Source organism: Pseudomonas sp. E141 (genome assembly GCF_052659885.1).
On record NZ_CP084024.1, the window covers coordinates 837088 to 852559 of the forward strand.

The following is a 15472-nucleotide window of genomic DNA, read 5'->3' on the forward strand; positions in this document are numbered from 1 at the left end:
CGTCGGGCCGTTAAACACAAAGTCGCGTTGCTGCGCGGCTGTATTTCACGGCCGACCTTGCGTCGGCCGTTTCATGGGGAGTCAAGAGTGAATCCGGTCAAAGTAGGCATCTGTGGGTTAGGTACCGTCGGTGGCGGCACCTTCAACGTACTTCAGCGCAACGCCGAGGAAATTGCTCGTCGTGCCGGGCGTGGAATCGAAGTGGCACAAATTGCCATGCGCACGCCAAAGCCTCAGTTCCAGACGACCGGTATTGCGATTACCAACGATGTCTTCGAAGTGGCCACGAACCCTGAGATCGACATCGTCATAGAGCTGATGGGCGGCTATACCGTTGCCCGCGAGCTGGTACTCAAGGCCATCGAGAATGGCAAGCATGTGGTCACCGCGAACAAGGCGCTTATCGCTGTTCACGGTAATGAGATTTTCGCCAAGGCGCGGGAAAAGGGCGTGATCGTTGCGTTTGAAGCCGCCGTGGCCGGTGGCATTCCGGTGATCAAGGCGATTCGTGAAGGCCTTTCGGCCAACCGCATCAACTGGGTCGCCGGGATCATCAACGGCACCGGGAACTTCATTCTCACCGAGATGCGCGAAAAGGGTCGCACCTTCGAAGACGTGCTCGCCGAGGCCCAGGCCCTGGGTTACGCAGAAGCCGATCCGACCTTTGACGTGGAAGGCATCGACGCGGCGCACAAGCTGACGATCCTGGCGTCCATCGCCTTTGGTATTCCGCTGCAATTCGACAAGGCCTACACCGAAGGCATCACCAAGCTGACCACCGCTGACGTGAACTACGCTGAAGCCTTGGGCTACCGCATCAAGCACCTGGGCGTAGCCCGTAGCACGGCCAGTGGCATTGAGCTGCGCGTGCACCCGACCTTGATCCCGGCCGATCGCCTGATCGCCAACGTCAACGGCGTGATGAACGCTGTGATGGTCAACGGCGACGCCGCGGGCTCCACGCTGTTCTACGGTGCTGGCGCCGGCATGGAACCGACCGCTTCCTCGGTGGTGGCCGACCTGGTGGATGTGGTGCGTGCGATGACCTCCGACCCGGAGAACCGTGTGCCGCACCTGGCTTTCCAGCCGGACTCGCTGTCGGATCATCCGATTCTTCCGATCGAAGCATGCGAAAGTGCCTACTACCTGCGTATCCAGGCCAAGGACCACCCAGGGGTACTGGCTCAGGTGGCGAGCATCCTTTCGGAGCGCGGCATCAACATCGAGTCGATCATGCAGAAGGAAGTCGAGGAACACGATGGCCTGGTGCCGATGATCCTGCTGACCCACCGAGTGGTCGAGCAGCGCATCAACGACGCGATCACCGCGTTGGAGGCTCTCCAGGGCGTCGTCGGGCCGGTGGTCCGTATCCGCGTCGAGCATTTGAATTGAAGCAGCTACAAGCTCCAAGCTAAAAGCTGCAAGTTAAATCAATACAGCTGCAAGCCATGAGCTGCAAGCTACAAATAAAAGCCCGGCTGCTTTTAACTTGTAGCTTGCAGCTTGACGCTCGAAGCTCAAACCAAAGGTTTGCCCCCATGCGCTATATCAGCACCCGCGGCCAGGCACCGGCCCTGAATTTCGAAGATGTCCTGCTGGCCGGCCTGGCCACGGACGGCGGCCTCTATGTGCCGGAAAACCTGCCGCGTTTCACTCAGGAAGAGATCGCCTCCTGGGCCGGCTTGCCGTATCACGAGCTGGCCTTCCGGGTCATGCGCCCGTTTGTCACCGGCAGCATCCCGGACGCCGACTTCAAGAAAATCCTGGAAGAGACCTATGGCGTCTTTTCCCACAACGCCATCGCGCCGTTGCGTCAGCTCAACGGTAACGAATGGGTGATGGAGCTGTTCCACGGCCCGACCCTGGCTTTCAAGGACTTCGCCCTGCAATTGCTCGGTCGTCTGCTGGACTACGTGCTGCAAAAGCGTGGCGAGCGTGTCGTGATTGTCGGTGCCACTTCCGGCGATACCGGTTCGGCCGCCATCGAAGGCTGCAAGCATTGCGAGAACGTCGACATCTTCATCCTGCACCCGCACAACCGTGTCTCGGAAGTGCAGCGTCGGCAGATGACGACGATTTTCGGCGATAACATCCATAACATCGCCATCGAAGGCAACTTCGATGACTGCCAGGAAATGGTCAAGGCCAGTTTTGCCGACCAGAGCTTCCTCAAAGGTACGCGGCTGGTCGCAGTGAACTCGATCAACTGGGCGCGGATCATGGCCCAGATCGTTTATTACTTCCACGGGGCCCTGCAACTGGGCGGCCCGGCCCGTTCGGTATCGTTCTCGGTGCCTACGGGTAACTTCGGCGATATCTTTGCCGGTTATCTGGCGCGCAACATGGGGCTGCCGATCAACCAGTTGATCGTCGCCACCAACCGCAACGACATCCTGCACCGCTTCATGAGCGGCAACCAGTACGTCAAGGAAACCCTGCACGCTACGCTGTCGCCGTCCATGGACATCATGGTGTCGTCGAACTTCGAGCGCTTGCTGTTCGACCTGCACGGTCGCAATGGCGCGGCAATTGCCGGCCTGATGGACAGCTTCCGGCAGGGCGGTGGTTTCAGCGTCGAGCCTGAGCGCTGGACCGAAGCGCGCAAGCTGTTTGACTCCCTGGCGGTGGATGATGCGCAAACCTGCGAGACCATTGCCGAGGTGTTCGAGCAGAGCGGTGAATTGCTCGATCCACATACGGCCATCGGTGTGAGAGCCGCTCGTGAGTGCCGTCGCAGTCTGGACATTCCGATGGTGATCCTGGGCACTGCTCATCCGGTCAAGTTTCCGGAAGCGGTGGAGAAGGCCGGTGTAGGAAAAGCGCTCGAACTACCCGCACATCTTTCTGATTTGTTTGAGCGAGATGAGCGTTGCACCGTGTTGCCCAATGACTTGAAAGCCGTGCAGGCCTTTGTCAGTCAGCATGGCAACCGCGGCAAGCCTCTCTGAGCGCTGAAACCTGTCACATTTTGAAGCCCGTCTCCTGACGGGCTTTCTTGTTTCTGCATGCCAAACTGATCGGGTTTTCGCCCTTGGAGGGACGGGCGAGTAATCTCGAAGGATATGCAGATGTTGTTTTTTATCAGACGCAAACCAGCCCTGGGCTGGATGATGGGCCTGGTCCTGGTGTATTGGGCACTGGGGGTGGACGCCGCACAGTTGGCGACCTACGAAACGCCACCGTTCGGCCCCGGCGAACGGTTGGTGCTGGATCCGCAGGAATTGAAATGGATCGAGCAAAACCCGCAGGTCATCGTGGCCTCGATGCAGTTTCCGTTGTACCTGTTCAAGAATGAGCATGGGCAGTGGAACGGCCTGAACAACGACATTCTCCAGCGTATTGCGCGCATGACAGGCCTTGAGTTTGTGCATCGGGAGTCGTTCTCCCCTGAACAATTGCTGGCGATGCTGGAAAACGCAGAGGCCGACATGACGACCACGCTGGCGATGAACGACGAACGCAGGGATTTTCTGAGCTTCAGCCACGCCTTTGGCGGTTCCGGCTGGGTATTCGTCGGGCGCGACGGGGAGTCCGTCCCCGATTCGCTGGAGCAGCTCAATGGCAAGATCCTGGCATTGCCGGCACGGCATGCATTGGAGGCGCAGATCCGGCGCGACTACCCTGCCATCGAGTTGCGCACGGTCAAGACTTACGGGGAAGCGAGGGCCCTGGTGGAGAGCCGGGAGGCCCACGCCACCATTGAAAACGAAACCGGGGTGCACCTTTATCCGGCGGGACAATTGCGCGTAGGAAGAAGTCTGGAGGGCAAGTGGGAACCGGACTATCTGGCCGTGCGTCAGGATCTGCTTCCATTACTGAGTATTTTGAACAAGGCGCTGGAAGCTTTTCCGGCCGAAGAAATGCGGGCGCTGCGTTCCAAATGGATGGCCGGTATCGCCCCTGGCCAGGCGCCATCGGTCTGGTTGCGGATTTCCCGCTGGGGTTATTGGTGTGTGACGGTGGTCGTGTTGTTCGCTCTGCTGTCCCTGCTCTGGAACCGCCGCCTGCAGATACAAATCGACCAGCGCCTCAAGGCCGAGGCTGTCCTCAATGATCAGTTGATGCTCCAGAGGGCCTTGATGGATGCCATTCCCGATCCGATCTTCATTCGTGACCTGGAAGGGCGCCTGATCATGTGCAACAAGAGTTACGAAGAGCAGTTCGCGACGCGCTTTGAAAAGTTGCGGGGGACCCGGCTGACGGATTCCGCGGTGTTCCCGCCGGCGACTGCCGAGCTGCTGCATGGAGAGGTCATGGAGCAACTGCGAACCGGCCAGTCCCGGTTCGTCGATCGTCAACTGATGTTCAGGAGTGGATTACGCAAAATCTATCATTGGTCGGTGCCTTTTTATGGGGCCGATGGGCAGTTGCGCGGTTTGCTGGGAGGCTGGATCGATGTCGGGCGCCGGTGGAACCGCGCTGAGCCATTGCTGGCTTGATGCAGGCTGCTCGTGAGGAAATTTCTTCAAGCGGTAGCTGTTGTTTGCCTGTCATATTGGACGCGCATGCTCGGTTGAACGACGTCGAGGTGTACCGGCTCGGTATGCGAACGAACTTTCTGCTGCGGCCCACGGTCATTTACTGTGAATACGCAGTTGTTTTCGGACTATTGAAGGGTGAGCGAATGGAAAGTATCAGCCTATTGCTGGGTGAGGCTTTGAGCCCGTATCAGGTGACGCTGACTCCCTCTGGCGCCAGGGGCGAGTGTCTGGTAACGCTGAAGAATGCCTCCGGGGCCATCATGGTCGAACGTATGTTCAACCAAGCGCAATTGACCGACAGACGCCAACTGACGGACGTGGTCGATGGCCTGCACCGCGACGTGCTGATTGCCGAGGGCCGGCTTGAGCCTTGTGTGATCGCGGCGCTGCGTAATCTGGCACGTGACAAGGTGATGGCTCTCCCGAATTGAACACTATTTCGTGGGAACCTTCCTACGTCCTGATGAGTCAGACCCTTTACCAGCAAGATCAAGCATTGTGCTCCGGTGCTTGTCGCTTGTTGTACGGACCTGAATGGTCACGTTTAACCCCGAGTTGTCTCCCCACTTCTCGGGGTTTCTTTTTGCCCGGCGTTTAAGGTTTTAGCGTGCTCTGGCGCTGAGCGATGCCGCTCCCACAGTTGATCTTCAGTGGCCACAGACTTTCGTTCACCGCATCAAATGGCGCCGTCGATGCGCAGTTGGGCGATCTGCTGTGCATCGTAGCCAAGCTCGCCTAGCACTTGGGCGTTGTGCTCACCCAGCGTCGGTCCCACCCATTCAGAGCTGCCCGGGGTGTCGGAGAGTTTGGGGACGATGCCCGGCATCTTGAACGCCTTGCCGTCCGGCAGCTTGGCCTGGAGAAACATTTCCCGGGCCAGGAACTGCGGATCGCTGAACATATCTTCGGCGCTGAAAATCCGACTGGCCGGCACTCCCGCCTGGTTCAAGTGCTCGATAACGGTATCGAGCGGGAGTGAATTGACCCAGCGATCAATGACCCCGTACAGCTCATCGCGGCGGCTGTCGCGCCCGTCATTGCTGGCCAGTTGCGGGTCATTGGCCAGATCCTCACGACCGATGACCTGCATGAAGCGCTTGAAGATCGCGTCGCCGTTGGCGCCAATCTGCACGTGCTTGCCATCAGCACTGGTGTGGATCGACGACGGGGTGATGCCGGGCATGATGTTGCCGGTGCGCTCACGGATGAAACCGAACACGTCGAACTCCGGCACCATGCTTTCCATCATGGCGAAAATCGCCTCGTACAGCGCCACATCCACCACTTGCCCGGTTCCGCCGTTGACCTCGCGATGACGCAGCGCCATCAGTGCGCCAATCACGCCCCAGAGGGCGGCAATCGAATCGCCGATGGATATGCCGGTGCGCACCGGTGGCCGATCTTCGAACCCGGTGATGTAACGCAGGCCGCCCATGGACTCGCCCACTGCGCCAAACCCGGGCTGATCTTTCATCGGACCGGTCTGACCGAAGCCCGAGAGCCGCACCATGACCAGTTTCGGGTTCAGCGCATGTAGGACTTCCCAACCCAGGCCGAGCTTTTCCAACACGCCGGGGCGAAAATTCTCGATCAGGATGTCGGCTTCGCCGATCAGCTTTTTCAGAATCGCCAGACCTTCGGGGTGCTTGAGGTTCAGGGTCAGGGATTTCTTGTTCCGCGCCTGGACGAACCACCACAAGGACGTGCCTTCATACAGCTTGCGCCATTTACGTAACGGGTCGCCGCCATCGGGCGATTCGACCTTGATCACTTCGGCACCGAATTCACCGCAGATCCGCGAGGCAAAAGGTCCGGCGATCAAGGTGCCGAGTTCGATGACTTTGACGCCCGCAAGGGGTTTGGCAGTAAGCGACATGACGGATCCTGTAGAACAAAGGCAGAACGAAAGAGCGTTTTATCATAGGCCGGCGTCAGTCGCCGCAGGTTGATGGTCGGCAATTCGTGGAATGCTCGCCTCATCGGTTAGACTTGCCGCCTTTCCTCGTATCAAGAAGCCCGTTCATGGCCCAGCCGTCCACGACCTATAAGTTTGAACTGAACCTCACCGACCTCGACCGCAGTGTGTACGAGAACGTGAAGCAGACCATCGCCCGTCATCCTTCGGAAACCGAAGAACGCATGACCGTGCGCCTGTTGGCCTACGCTTTCTGGTACAACGAGCTGCTGGCATTTGGCCGAGGTCTGTCGGATGTCGATGAACCTGCGCTGTGGGAAAAAAGCCTGGATGACCGTGTGCTGCACTGGATCGAAGTGGGCCAGCCCGACGCCGACCGCCTGACCTGGTGCTCGCGCCGCACTGAACGCACCAGCCTGCTGGCCTACGGCAGCCTGCGAGTCTGGGAAGGCAAGGTGATCCCGGCGGTAAAGAACCTCAAGAACGTCAACATCGCCGCCGTGCCCCAGGAAGTGCTGGAGACGCTCGCTAAGGACATGCCCCGCGTGATCAAGTGGGATGTGATGATCAGCGAGGGGACGATTTTCGTGACCGATGATCGCGGCCAGCATGAAGTCCAGTTGCAATGGTTGCTGGGTGAGCGAGGCTGAGCCATTGACCCGGTATTGAGTGAGCCATTGTGGGAGCGGGCTTGCTCGCGAAGGCGGCAGATCAGTTTGCATTGATGTTGAATGTGCCGCCGCTTTCGCGAGCAAGCCCACTCCCACCCAAGCTTTCCTTGCCACAACCTTCACGATTTCCAGAGAAAACTTTGTCACCCCATGCGCATAGAACCCCGCCAGCTACCCGACACCCTGCCATTCCTCGGTGACTTGCCACCCCTGTTGACGCGCCTGTATGCGGCCCGTGGCGTGCAGTCCGAGGCTGAACTGGACAAGAGCCTGGCGCGCTTGATTCCTTATCAGCAACTCAAGGGTATCGACGCGGCCGTGGATCTGTTGGTGGTGGCGCTGGAGCAGCGCCAGCGCATCCTGATCGTCGGCGACTTCGATGCCGACGGGGCGACAGCCAGCACGGTGGGCATGTTGGGCCTGCGTTTGCTCGGTGCGGCCCATGTCGATTATCTGGTACCCAATCGCTTCGAGTATGGCTACGGACTGACCCCGGAAATTGTCGAGGTCGCCCTGACCCGTGAGCCGCAGTTGCTGATCACCGTGGACAACGGCATTTCCAGTGTCGAAGGTGTGGCAGCAGCGAAAGCGGCGGGGCTCAAGGTGCTGGTTACCGACCACCATTTGCCGGGCCTCGAACTGCCGGCGGCGGATGCCATCGTCAACCCGAACCAGCCGGGCTGTGAGTTCCCGAGCAAGGCATTGGCCGGTGTCGGTGTGATCTTTTATGTGCTGATGGCCTTGCGGGCGCGTCTGCGCAGCCTGGGCCGGTATGCCAGCAGCCCCCAGCCAAACATCGGCGAACTGCTGGATCTGGTGGCACTGGGCAGCGTGGCGGATGTGGTGCCTCTGGACGCCAACAACCGGATCCTGGTGCATCAGGGCCTGGAACGCATTCGTGCAGGGCGCGCCCGACCCGGCATCAAGGCGATCCTGGAAGTGGCCAGGCGCGATCATTCTCGTATCACTTCCACGGACCTCGGATTTATCCTCGGCCCGCGCCTGAACGCAGCCGGGCGTCTGGACGACATGAGCCTGGGCATCGAATGCCTGCTCACTGACGATCCGGCCTTGGCGCGGGAGATGGCGGCGCAACTGGACGGCATGAACCAGGATCGCAAATCCATCGAACAGGGCATGCAGCGTGAAGCGCTGGCCCAGCTCAAGGACTTGCCGGTGGAGTCCATGCCGTTCGGTCTATGTCTGTTCGATCCTCAGTGGCACCAGGGCGTTATCGGGATCCTCGCCTCGCGGATGAAGGAGCGGTATTTCCGCCCGACCATTGCTTTTGCCGATGCCGGAGACGGCCTGCTCAAGGGCTCGGGGCGCTCGGTGCCGGGTTTTCATATTCGTGATGCCCTGAGTGTGGTGGCGGCGCAACATCCAACGCTGATCAGCAAGTATGGCGGTCACGCCATGGCGGCGGGCCTGACGTTGGCGCAAGAGAATTTTCCACTGTTCGCCGAGGCGTTCGACGCTGAAGTGCGCCGCCAATTGCGCGAAGAAGACCTGACCGGACGCCTGTTGTCGGACGGCACCCTGGCGGTGGAAGAGTTCCACCTGGAGCTGGCTCGGGCGCTGCGTCACGCCGGGCCCTGGGGGCAGCATTTCCCAGAGCCGATGTTTCACGGTGTGTTCCAGTTGGTCGAACAGCGCGTGGTGGGCGAACGGCACCTCAAGGTCGTCCTCAAGAGCGAATGCGGCTCGGTGAAACTCGACGGTATCGCCTTCGGCATCGACCGCGATATCTGGCCAAACCCCACCGTGCGCTGGGTGGAACTGGCCTACAAACTCGACCTCAACGAGTTTCGCGGCCAGGAAACGGTGCAGTTGATGATTGCCCATATCGAACCGCGGTAGACACGCCGCCATCTTGCGTTCGTACTCTGTGGCGAGGGAGCTTGCTCCCGCTGGACGCGCCAGCGTCCCCTTGCGATGTGATGGCTGCAATGCCGGGGCTGCTTCGCAGCCCAGCGGGAGCAAGCTCCCTCGCCACAGGGGTACACCATTGCGTCACACCGTCGATTTTTAAGTTCTGAACCCTCCCGCCTCCCAGGTTGTCGACTAGGCTCTAAGCACTGCTTGATAGCCCTTGTGACGTCTTGTCGGATTTCTTTGCCCGCGGGGGCGGGTGTTGCACCTTTTGTCACTCGTCGACTTTTCAAACAGAACCCTGGAGCCTGCCCACTGATTCGAGAGGTGCCCCATGAGTCTGCTGCTGGAACCCTATACCCTTCGCCAATTGACCCTGCCCAATCGTATCGCGGTGTCGCCGATGTGCCAGTACTCGAGCGCCGATGGCCTGGCCAATGACTGGCACCTGGTACACCTCGGCAGCCGCGCCGTGGGCGGTGCCGGCCTGGTGTTCACCGAAGCCACTGCCGTCACTGCCGACGGCCGCATTACTGATCAGGACCTGGGGTTGTGGAACGATGAACAGATCGGCCCCCTGCAACGCATCACCCGCTTCATCACCGCCCAAGGGGCCGTGCCCGGCATTCAACTGGCCCACGCCGGACGCAAGGCCAGCACCTGGCGACCCTGGCTCGGCAAGCATGGCAGCGTAAAACCGGAAGAGGGCGGCTGGGTCCCGGTCGGCCCGTCGCCGATTGCCTTCGATCCGCAGCACACCCAGCCGATCCAACTGGACGAGGGGCAGATCGCCGGTGTCATCCAGGCGTTCGTGGAGGCGGCCAAACGTAGCCTGACGGCCGGATTCAAAGTCGTGGAAGTCCACGCAGCCCACGGCTATCTGCTGCATCAATTCCTGTCTCCCTTGAGCAATCAGCGGCGCGATCAATACGGCGGCTCGTTCGAGAATCGCATCCGGCTGGTGCTGCAAGTGACCGAAGCGGTCCGGGCGGTATGGCCTGAGGAATTGCCGGTGTTCGTGCGCGTATCGGCCACCGACTGGGTCGAGGATGGCTGGAACCCGGATGAAACCGTGGAGCTGGCGCGGCGATTCAGGGCGCTGGGGGTGGACCTGATCGATGTGTCATCGGGCGGCACCGCTGTGAATGCGGAAATTCCCACCGGTCCGGGGTATCAGACGCGCTTTGCCGAACGGGTGCGCAAGGAGTCGGAAATCGCCACCGGCACTGTCGGCATGATTACCGAACCGGCCCAGGCCGAGCACATCTTGCGGACCTGCCAGGCCGACATCATTTTCCTGGCCCGCGAACTGTTGCGTGATCCGTACTGGGCGTTGCATGCCGATGATGACCTGGGGGGCCGCAAGGCCACGTGGCCGGCGCAGTATCAGAGAGCCACGCATCGGGACCAGCCGATTCATGAGTCGGATTTGCGCGATTAAGGGTTAGCTTGAAACCAAAAGCCCCGGTCGTTTTGGCCGGGGCTTTTGTTTATTGGGCTGGATGGTTCGGCGTCTGTACTTGCCTCATCGCGAGCAGGCTCGCTCCCACAGTGGATTGGTGTTGCTCACAGAATTTGTGATCCACACCCTACCCTGTGGGAGCGAGCCTGCTCGCGATGGCGTCATCCCTGACGCGCAAGGATCAAGGGTATTTACGCTTATCCGGCGCCGGCGGGAAGTACTGGTACAGCCAGGTCTCGCTCAAGGTCCGGTCATTGGTGCGCAGGAACAGGCGCATCTCCACCGGGTCCACGCGATCGTCGGTCGGGTACCAGTCGAAGGTGATGCGGTAACCCTTGATCGCATCGAGCACCAGCACGTTGAAGTCCTTCACCTCGCCGTGGGAGCAGGTCACTACCGGTTCGATACCGGTGCCAGGGGGGAGCTGATCGAGGCCGCCGCCGTTAAAGTCCACGGCAAAACGTCGGGCCCAGACGGTGGGGTAGTGCTCGCCCGGTGCCCAGCCTTCGATGAAGCCGCCCATGCCTGAACGGGTCGCGTTGACCTGGGCCAGCTCGGTGCTCACCGGTGGTAAGGCGCTCCAATAGAGCTTGTAGCCGTAGTTCAGCGATTCACCGGCAGCGACCGGCTTCTTCGGCGTCCAGAAGGCGACGATGTTGTCCAGGGTTTCACCGGTCGTAGGAATTTCCAGCAGATCCACCGAGCCTTCGCCCCAGGCCGTTGTCGGTTCGACCCACAGGCTCGGGCGCTTGCTGTACCAGTCCACGGTGTCCTGATAGCTGGCGAAGTCGTGATCGGTCTGCACCAGGCCGAAGCCTTTGGGGTTGTTGTCGGCGAAGGCGTTGAACTGCAGGGTGGCGGGGTTGTTCAGTGGGCGACAAACCCACTCGCCATTGCCGCGCCACATCGCCAGCCGGTCGGAGTCGTGAATTTGCGGGTGGATGGTGTCGCACATGCGCCGCTCAACGGTGCCGCAGCTGAACATGCTGGTCATCGGCGCGATGCCCAATTGCTCGATGGCGGTACGGGCATTGATGTGCGCATCGATTTCCATCACGACGCGGGTGGGCTGACAATCGATGTCAAAACGATAGGCGCCGGTGGCGCTGGGCGAGTCGAGCAGGGCGTAGACCACGAAACGGGTACTGTTCTTGTCCGGGATTTCGAACCAGAACTTGGTGAAGTCCGGGAATTCCTCACGCTTCTTGGCGTAAGTGTCGATGGCCAGGCCCCGGGCCGACAATCCGTACTGGCCGGTGTTGTCCACGGCGCGGAAATAACTGGCCCCCAGAAACGAAACGATATCGTGCCGGTCCAGCTCCGGCGCCTTGAACACCCTGAACCCTGAGAAGCCCAGGTCACCGGTCAACTGCGAAGTGTTGACCGTGGTTTTCTCATAGTTGAACAACTCCGGGCGGAAGTGCACTTCACGGGCCATGCGGGTCTTGGCATCGACACTGTACATGCGCACCGGTTGCTTGAAGCCCATGCCGACGTGGAAAAACTGCACGTCCAGTTGACCGTCCAGCTCCTTCCACAGCGAGTGGTTGGCGTCGTAGCGGATGGCGTTGAATTGCAGCGGGGACATCATCGCCAGTGTCGGCGGCAAAACTTGCTTGGTGTCGACGTAACGGCTCTTGGCCAGTTCCCGGGCCTGTTCTTTCAACCCATTGAAATCGAAAGGACGGGCCTCGCCGTCGGCGGTCCGGTCAGCAGCCCAGGCGCGTGCGGCCATAAGCCCTGAGGCCGAAAGCCCGGTGTAGGCAGCGAAAGCCATGGACGCCTTGAGCAGATTCCTGCGGTGCATAAATACAACCTTTCTGGAAACAATCCCGAGCCTTTCCTGGCAACAGAGACTGGTAAAGAAGTTCGGACATGCCTTTGGCCAAACGCGACGGACGTTAGAACAGATACCTGAGAGCTGGATCGGTTCACCGAGGCGCAAAATCATAGGGGATACGTGGCACGGGAGAGAGAGGAAAGCGTGGTTTAGTTAAATTTCCTTACAGATATTTCCTTTTTTAACGGGTAACTCTGCATTTTTTGACTAATTACTCTAAAACTCCCTGTTCACGGTGTGAATCCTCCCTATCCTTTAGCGTGATAGAGGTTGAACCCGCGGATTCAGCAGGTGCTATCGGTCAATTCGACGTACAGAAGGACAAGGCTCAATGACAAAAATACAGGGCATCACCCAATTGCTGGGGATCCTTCCATGCTTGACGAGCGCGCGCCGGACCCGGCCGCTCAGCATGGACGAACTAAGACTGGTGGAACGCTATCGCGAACTGTCGGAAAACGACCGGATCGCCATGCGTTGCCTGATGGATGCGATGCGCAGTGTTTCGAGGTTTTGAATGAGTGCGGATCTGCTCGTAGAGAGCTCGGATTGCGCCTTTATCCATCTTTCTGGTTTCACATCAGCCAGTAGGAGGCGGGAAAAATAACGTGCTGGCCGATTTTTTTATCGGTGCCCATGCGGCTGTGAATGGCCTGCCTTTGCTCACTCGTGATGCCAAACGCTACCGAAGTTATTTTCCCTCAGTGGCGTTGGTAGTGCCGTCATGACACTTGAACCGCCACGACCAGACTCTGCCGTCCGGCCGTGGTAGTCGTTCTTTGGTTCAATGCTTGAACATCACATGCCGCACTACTGTGTAGTCCTCCAGTCCATACATCGACATGTCCTTGCCATAACCGGAACGTTTCTGACCGCCATGGGGCATTTCGCTGACGAGCATGAAGTGGGTGTTCACCCAGGTGCAGCCATATTGCAGGCGTGCCGCCAAGCGATGGGCGCGGCCGATGTCAGCGGTCCAGACTGAAGACGCCAGGCCGTAGTCCGAGTCGTTGGCCCAGGCCAGCACCTGCGCTTCGTCGATGAACGGTGTGACGGACACCACCGGCCCAAAAACCTCGCGGCGCACGATTTCGTCGTCCTGCTGGGCGTCGGCCAATACCGTTGGTTCAAAGAAGAATCCGTTGCCGTCCACGGCCTTGCCACCGGTAATCAGGCGAATATGCGACTGGGCGATGGCCCGTTCGACAAAGCCGGCCACGCGGTCGCGGTGCTGGGCAGTGATCAGCGGCCCCATCTCGGTGTCCGGGGCGGTTTGCAGGCCGTATTTGATGCTGGCCACCGCCGCACCGAGTTTCTCGACGAACCTGTCGTAGATGCCTTGTTGGGCGTAAATGCGGCAGGCAGCGGTGCAGTCCTGGCCGGCATTGTAGAAACCGAAGGTGCGGATGCCTTCCACGGCTGCGTCAATGTCGGCATCGTCGAAAATGATCACCGGGGCCTTGCCGCCCAGTTCCATGTGGGTGCGTTTGACGCTGTCGGCGGTGCTGGAAATGATGTTCGCGCCTGTGGCGATGGAGCCGGTCAGCGAAACCATGCGCACCTTTGCGTGAGTGACCAACGGTTGCCCGACCGTCTGACCACGACCGAACAGCACGTTGAGTACACCCGCGGGGAAAATTTCCGACGCCAGTTCCGCCAGCCGCAACGCCGTCAGTGGGGTCTGCTCCGAGGGTTTGAGCACTACGGTGTTACCGGCGGCCAGGGCTGGGGCGATTTTCCAGGCGACCATCATCAACGGGTAATTCCACGGCGCGATGGAGGCGATCACGCCCACCGGATCGCGGCGGATCATCGACGTGTGCCCCGGCAGGTATTCGCCACCCGCCGAGCCGCTCATGCAACGGCTGGCGCCGGCAAAGAAACGGAACACGTCGGCAATTGCCGGGATCTCGTCGTTCAGCACGGCGTTCAAAGGTTTGCCGCAATTGTCCGATTCGAGCCTGGCCAGTTCTTCGCCGTGGGCTTCGATGGTGTCGGCCAGCTTGAGCAGGAGCAGGGAGCGGTCCTTGGGCGATACCTGGGACCAGCTTTGGAAGGCACTGTCGGCCGCGCGCACGGCGGCATCGACCTGAGCTTCGCTGGCTTCGTTGATTTCCACCAGCACCCGGCCCAGCGCGGGGTTGAACACGGCCTGGCCGGGCCCGTCGCCGTTCACCAGGTGACCATTGATCAGCAGTTTGGTTTGCATGTCCAAGCCCTCGTCAAAGCTGTTTTTGCTGCGGTTTTTCAGTTGATTCGAGTCTATATCGTTTTATCGGGTTCGCCGCAGCCACAGGAAAATTGGCAAGCAACATCTCGAAGCACTCTCACCGACAGACTCGGGCACTTTCGAACTAGGCTGATTGCCTTAATGATCCGGTTACCCGAATGCGTGGAGGCAGCAAATGAACACCCGTGGATTGCTCGATCAGCTTCTCAAGTCCGGTCAGGAAATGTTGCAGAACAAGGCTGGCGGCTCCCAAGGCAAGTCATCCGGCGGCCTGGGCGGTTTGCTCGGCGGTGGTGCTGGCAATTTGGGCGGGATGCTCTCCGGCGCGGGTGGCGGGGCGCTGGCCGCCGGAGCCATGGGCCTGTTGCTGGGCAACAAGAAGGCTCGCCAGTTTGGCGGCAAGGCCCTGACCTATGGTGGTCTGGCGGCATTGGGCGTGATCGCCTACAAGGCCTATGGCAATTGGCAAGCCCAGCAGGGCAGTGCGCCGAAAACTGAACCGCAGACGCTGGATCGTCTTCCCCCGGCCCAGGTCGAGCAGCACAGCCAGGCGATCCTCACGGCCCTGGTGGCGGCGGCCAAGGCCGATGGCCACGTCGACGAGCGTGAAAAGCAGTTGATCGAAGGCGAGTTCACCAAGCTCGACAACGATCAGGAGCTGCAACACTGGCTGCACGCCGAGCTCAACAAACCCCTGGACCCCGCCGATGTCGCCCGGGCCGCCAGCACGCCGGAAATGGCCGCCGAGATGTACATCGCCAGTGTGATGCTGGTGGATGAGGAAAACTTCATGGAGAAATCCTACCTCGATGAACTGGCGCGCCAGCTCAAACTGGAGCCGGGGTTGAAGACTGAGTTGGAGAAGCAGGTACGTCAGGCGTCTCTTTGAGTCAGGCCTGACCCCTGGGTAAACATCACCTCTTGTGGGAGCGAGCCTGCTCGCGATAGCGGTATGTCAGTCGACACTATTATTGACTGATGCACCGCAATCGCGAGCAGGC

At 60.0% G+C, this 15472-nt stretch carries 12 protein-coding genes; 9 read left to right on the forward strand and 3 right to left on the reverse strand.

All coding sequences use genetic code 11. The annotated features are described in order from the left end of the window. The first annotated feature begins 87 nt into the window (after positions 1-87). The 4 genes from GKKCFE_RS03730 to GKKCFE_RS03745 all read left to right on the forward strand — a co-directional run bounded on the left by GKKCFE_RS03730 (position 88) and on the right by GKKCFE_RS03745 (position 4912). Positions 88-1392, forward strand: a complete 1305-nt coding sequence (locus tag GKKCFE_RS03730; RefSeq protein WP_047227506.1) for a homoserine dehydrogenase — start codon at positions 88-90, stop codon at positions 1390-1392. 146 nt (positions 1393-1538) lie between these two features. Continuing rightward, entirely contained in the window at positions 1539-2948 is a 1410-nt protein-coding gene (gene thrC, locus GKKCFE_RS03735; protein WP_445577498.1) for a threonine synthase, read from the forward strand. Between the two features lie 120 nt (positions 2949-3068). After that, complete coding sequence (locus GKKCFE_RS03740; RefSeq protein WP_139051085.1) at positions 3069-4439, forward strand: transporter substrate-binding domain-containing protein; 1371 nt, start codon at positions 3069-3071, stop codon at positions 4437-4439. Between the two features lie 185 nt (positions 4440-4624). Then, on the forward strand, positions 4625-4912 hold the full coding sequence (locus GKKCFE_RS03745) for a DUF3509 domain-containing protein (protein WP_047227509.1): 288 nt from the start codon (positions 4625-4627) through the stop codon (positions 4910-4912). Positions 4913-5157: 245 nt separating this feature from the next. On the opposite strand, the gene GKKCFE_RS03750 is transcribed toward GKKCFE_RS03745, so the two are convergent. Further along, a complete protein-coding gene (locus GKKCFE_RS03750; protein WP_316912659.1) occupies positions 5158-6357 on the reverse strand; it encodes a CaiB/BaiF CoA transferase family protein in 1200 nt (399 codons plus the stop codon). Between the two features lie 146 nt (positions 6358-6503). Here GKKCFE_RS03750 and GKKCFE_RS03755 point away from each other — a divergent pair, with 146 nt between their 5' ends. From GKKCFE_RS03755 to GKKCFE_RS03765, 3 genes are all read left to right on the forward strand, one after another. Next, positions 6504-7046: a YaeQ family protein gene (locus tag GKKCFE_RS03755; protein ID WP_047227511.1), complete on the forward strand. Its 543-nt coding sequence runs from the start codon at positions 6504-6506 to the stop codon at positions 7044-7046. A gap of 171 nt (positions 7047-7217) precedes the next feature. Next, positions 7218-8927 carry a single-stranded-DNA-specific exonuclease RecJ gene (recJ, locus tag GKKCFE_RS03760; RefSeq protein ID WP_047227512.1) on the forward strand — a complete coding sequence of 570 codons (1710 nt, stop codon included), beginning with the start codon at positions 7218-7220 and terminating at the stop codon, positions 8925-8927. Positions 8928-9273: 346 nt separating this feature from the next. Next, on the forward strand, positions 9274-10380 hold the full coding sequence (locus GKKCFE_RS03765; RefSeq protein ID WP_047227513.1) for an NADH:flavin oxidoreductase/NADH oxidase: 1107 nt from the start codon (positions 9274-9276) through the stop codon (positions 10378-10380). Between the two features lie 202 nt (positions 10381-10582). Here GKKCFE_RS03765 and GKKCFE_RS03770 read toward each other — a convergent pair whose 3' ends face one another. Further along, positions 10583-12208 carry a glucan biosynthesis protein D gene (locus tag GKKCFE_RS03770; RefSeq protein WP_047227514.1) on the reverse strand — a complete coding sequence of 542 codons (1626 nt, stop codon included), beginning with the start codon at positions 12206-12208 and terminating at the stop codon, positions 10583-10585. 364 nt (positions 12209-12572) lie between these two features. Here GKKCFE_RS03770 and GKKCFE_RS03775 point away from each other — a divergent pair, with 364 nt between their 5' ends. After that, complete coding sequence (locus GKKCFE_RS03775) at positions 12573-12758, forward strand: hypothetical protein (RefSeq protein ID WP_047227515.1); 186 nt, start codon at positions 12573-12575, stop codon at positions 12756-12758. Positions 12759-13025: 267 nt separating this feature from the next. Here the strand turns inward: GKKCFE_RS03775 and GKKCFE_RS03780 are convergent, their stop codons facing one another. Further along, entirely contained in the window at positions 13026-14450 is a 1425-nt protein-coding gene (locus GKKCFE_RS03780; protein ID WP_047227516.1) for a gamma-aminobutyraldehyde dehydrogenase, read from the reverse strand. A gap of 196 nt (positions 14451-14646) precedes the next feature. Here GKKCFE_RS03780 and GKKCFE_RS03785 point away from each other — a divergent pair, with 196 nt between their 5' ends. Next, positions 14647-15360: a tellurite resistance TerB family protein gene (locus GKKCFE_RS03785; protein WP_047227517.1), complete on the forward strand. Its 714-nt coding sequence runs from the start codon at positions 14647-14649 to the stop codon at positions 15358-15360. Positions 15361-15472 lie beyond the last annotated feature (112 nt).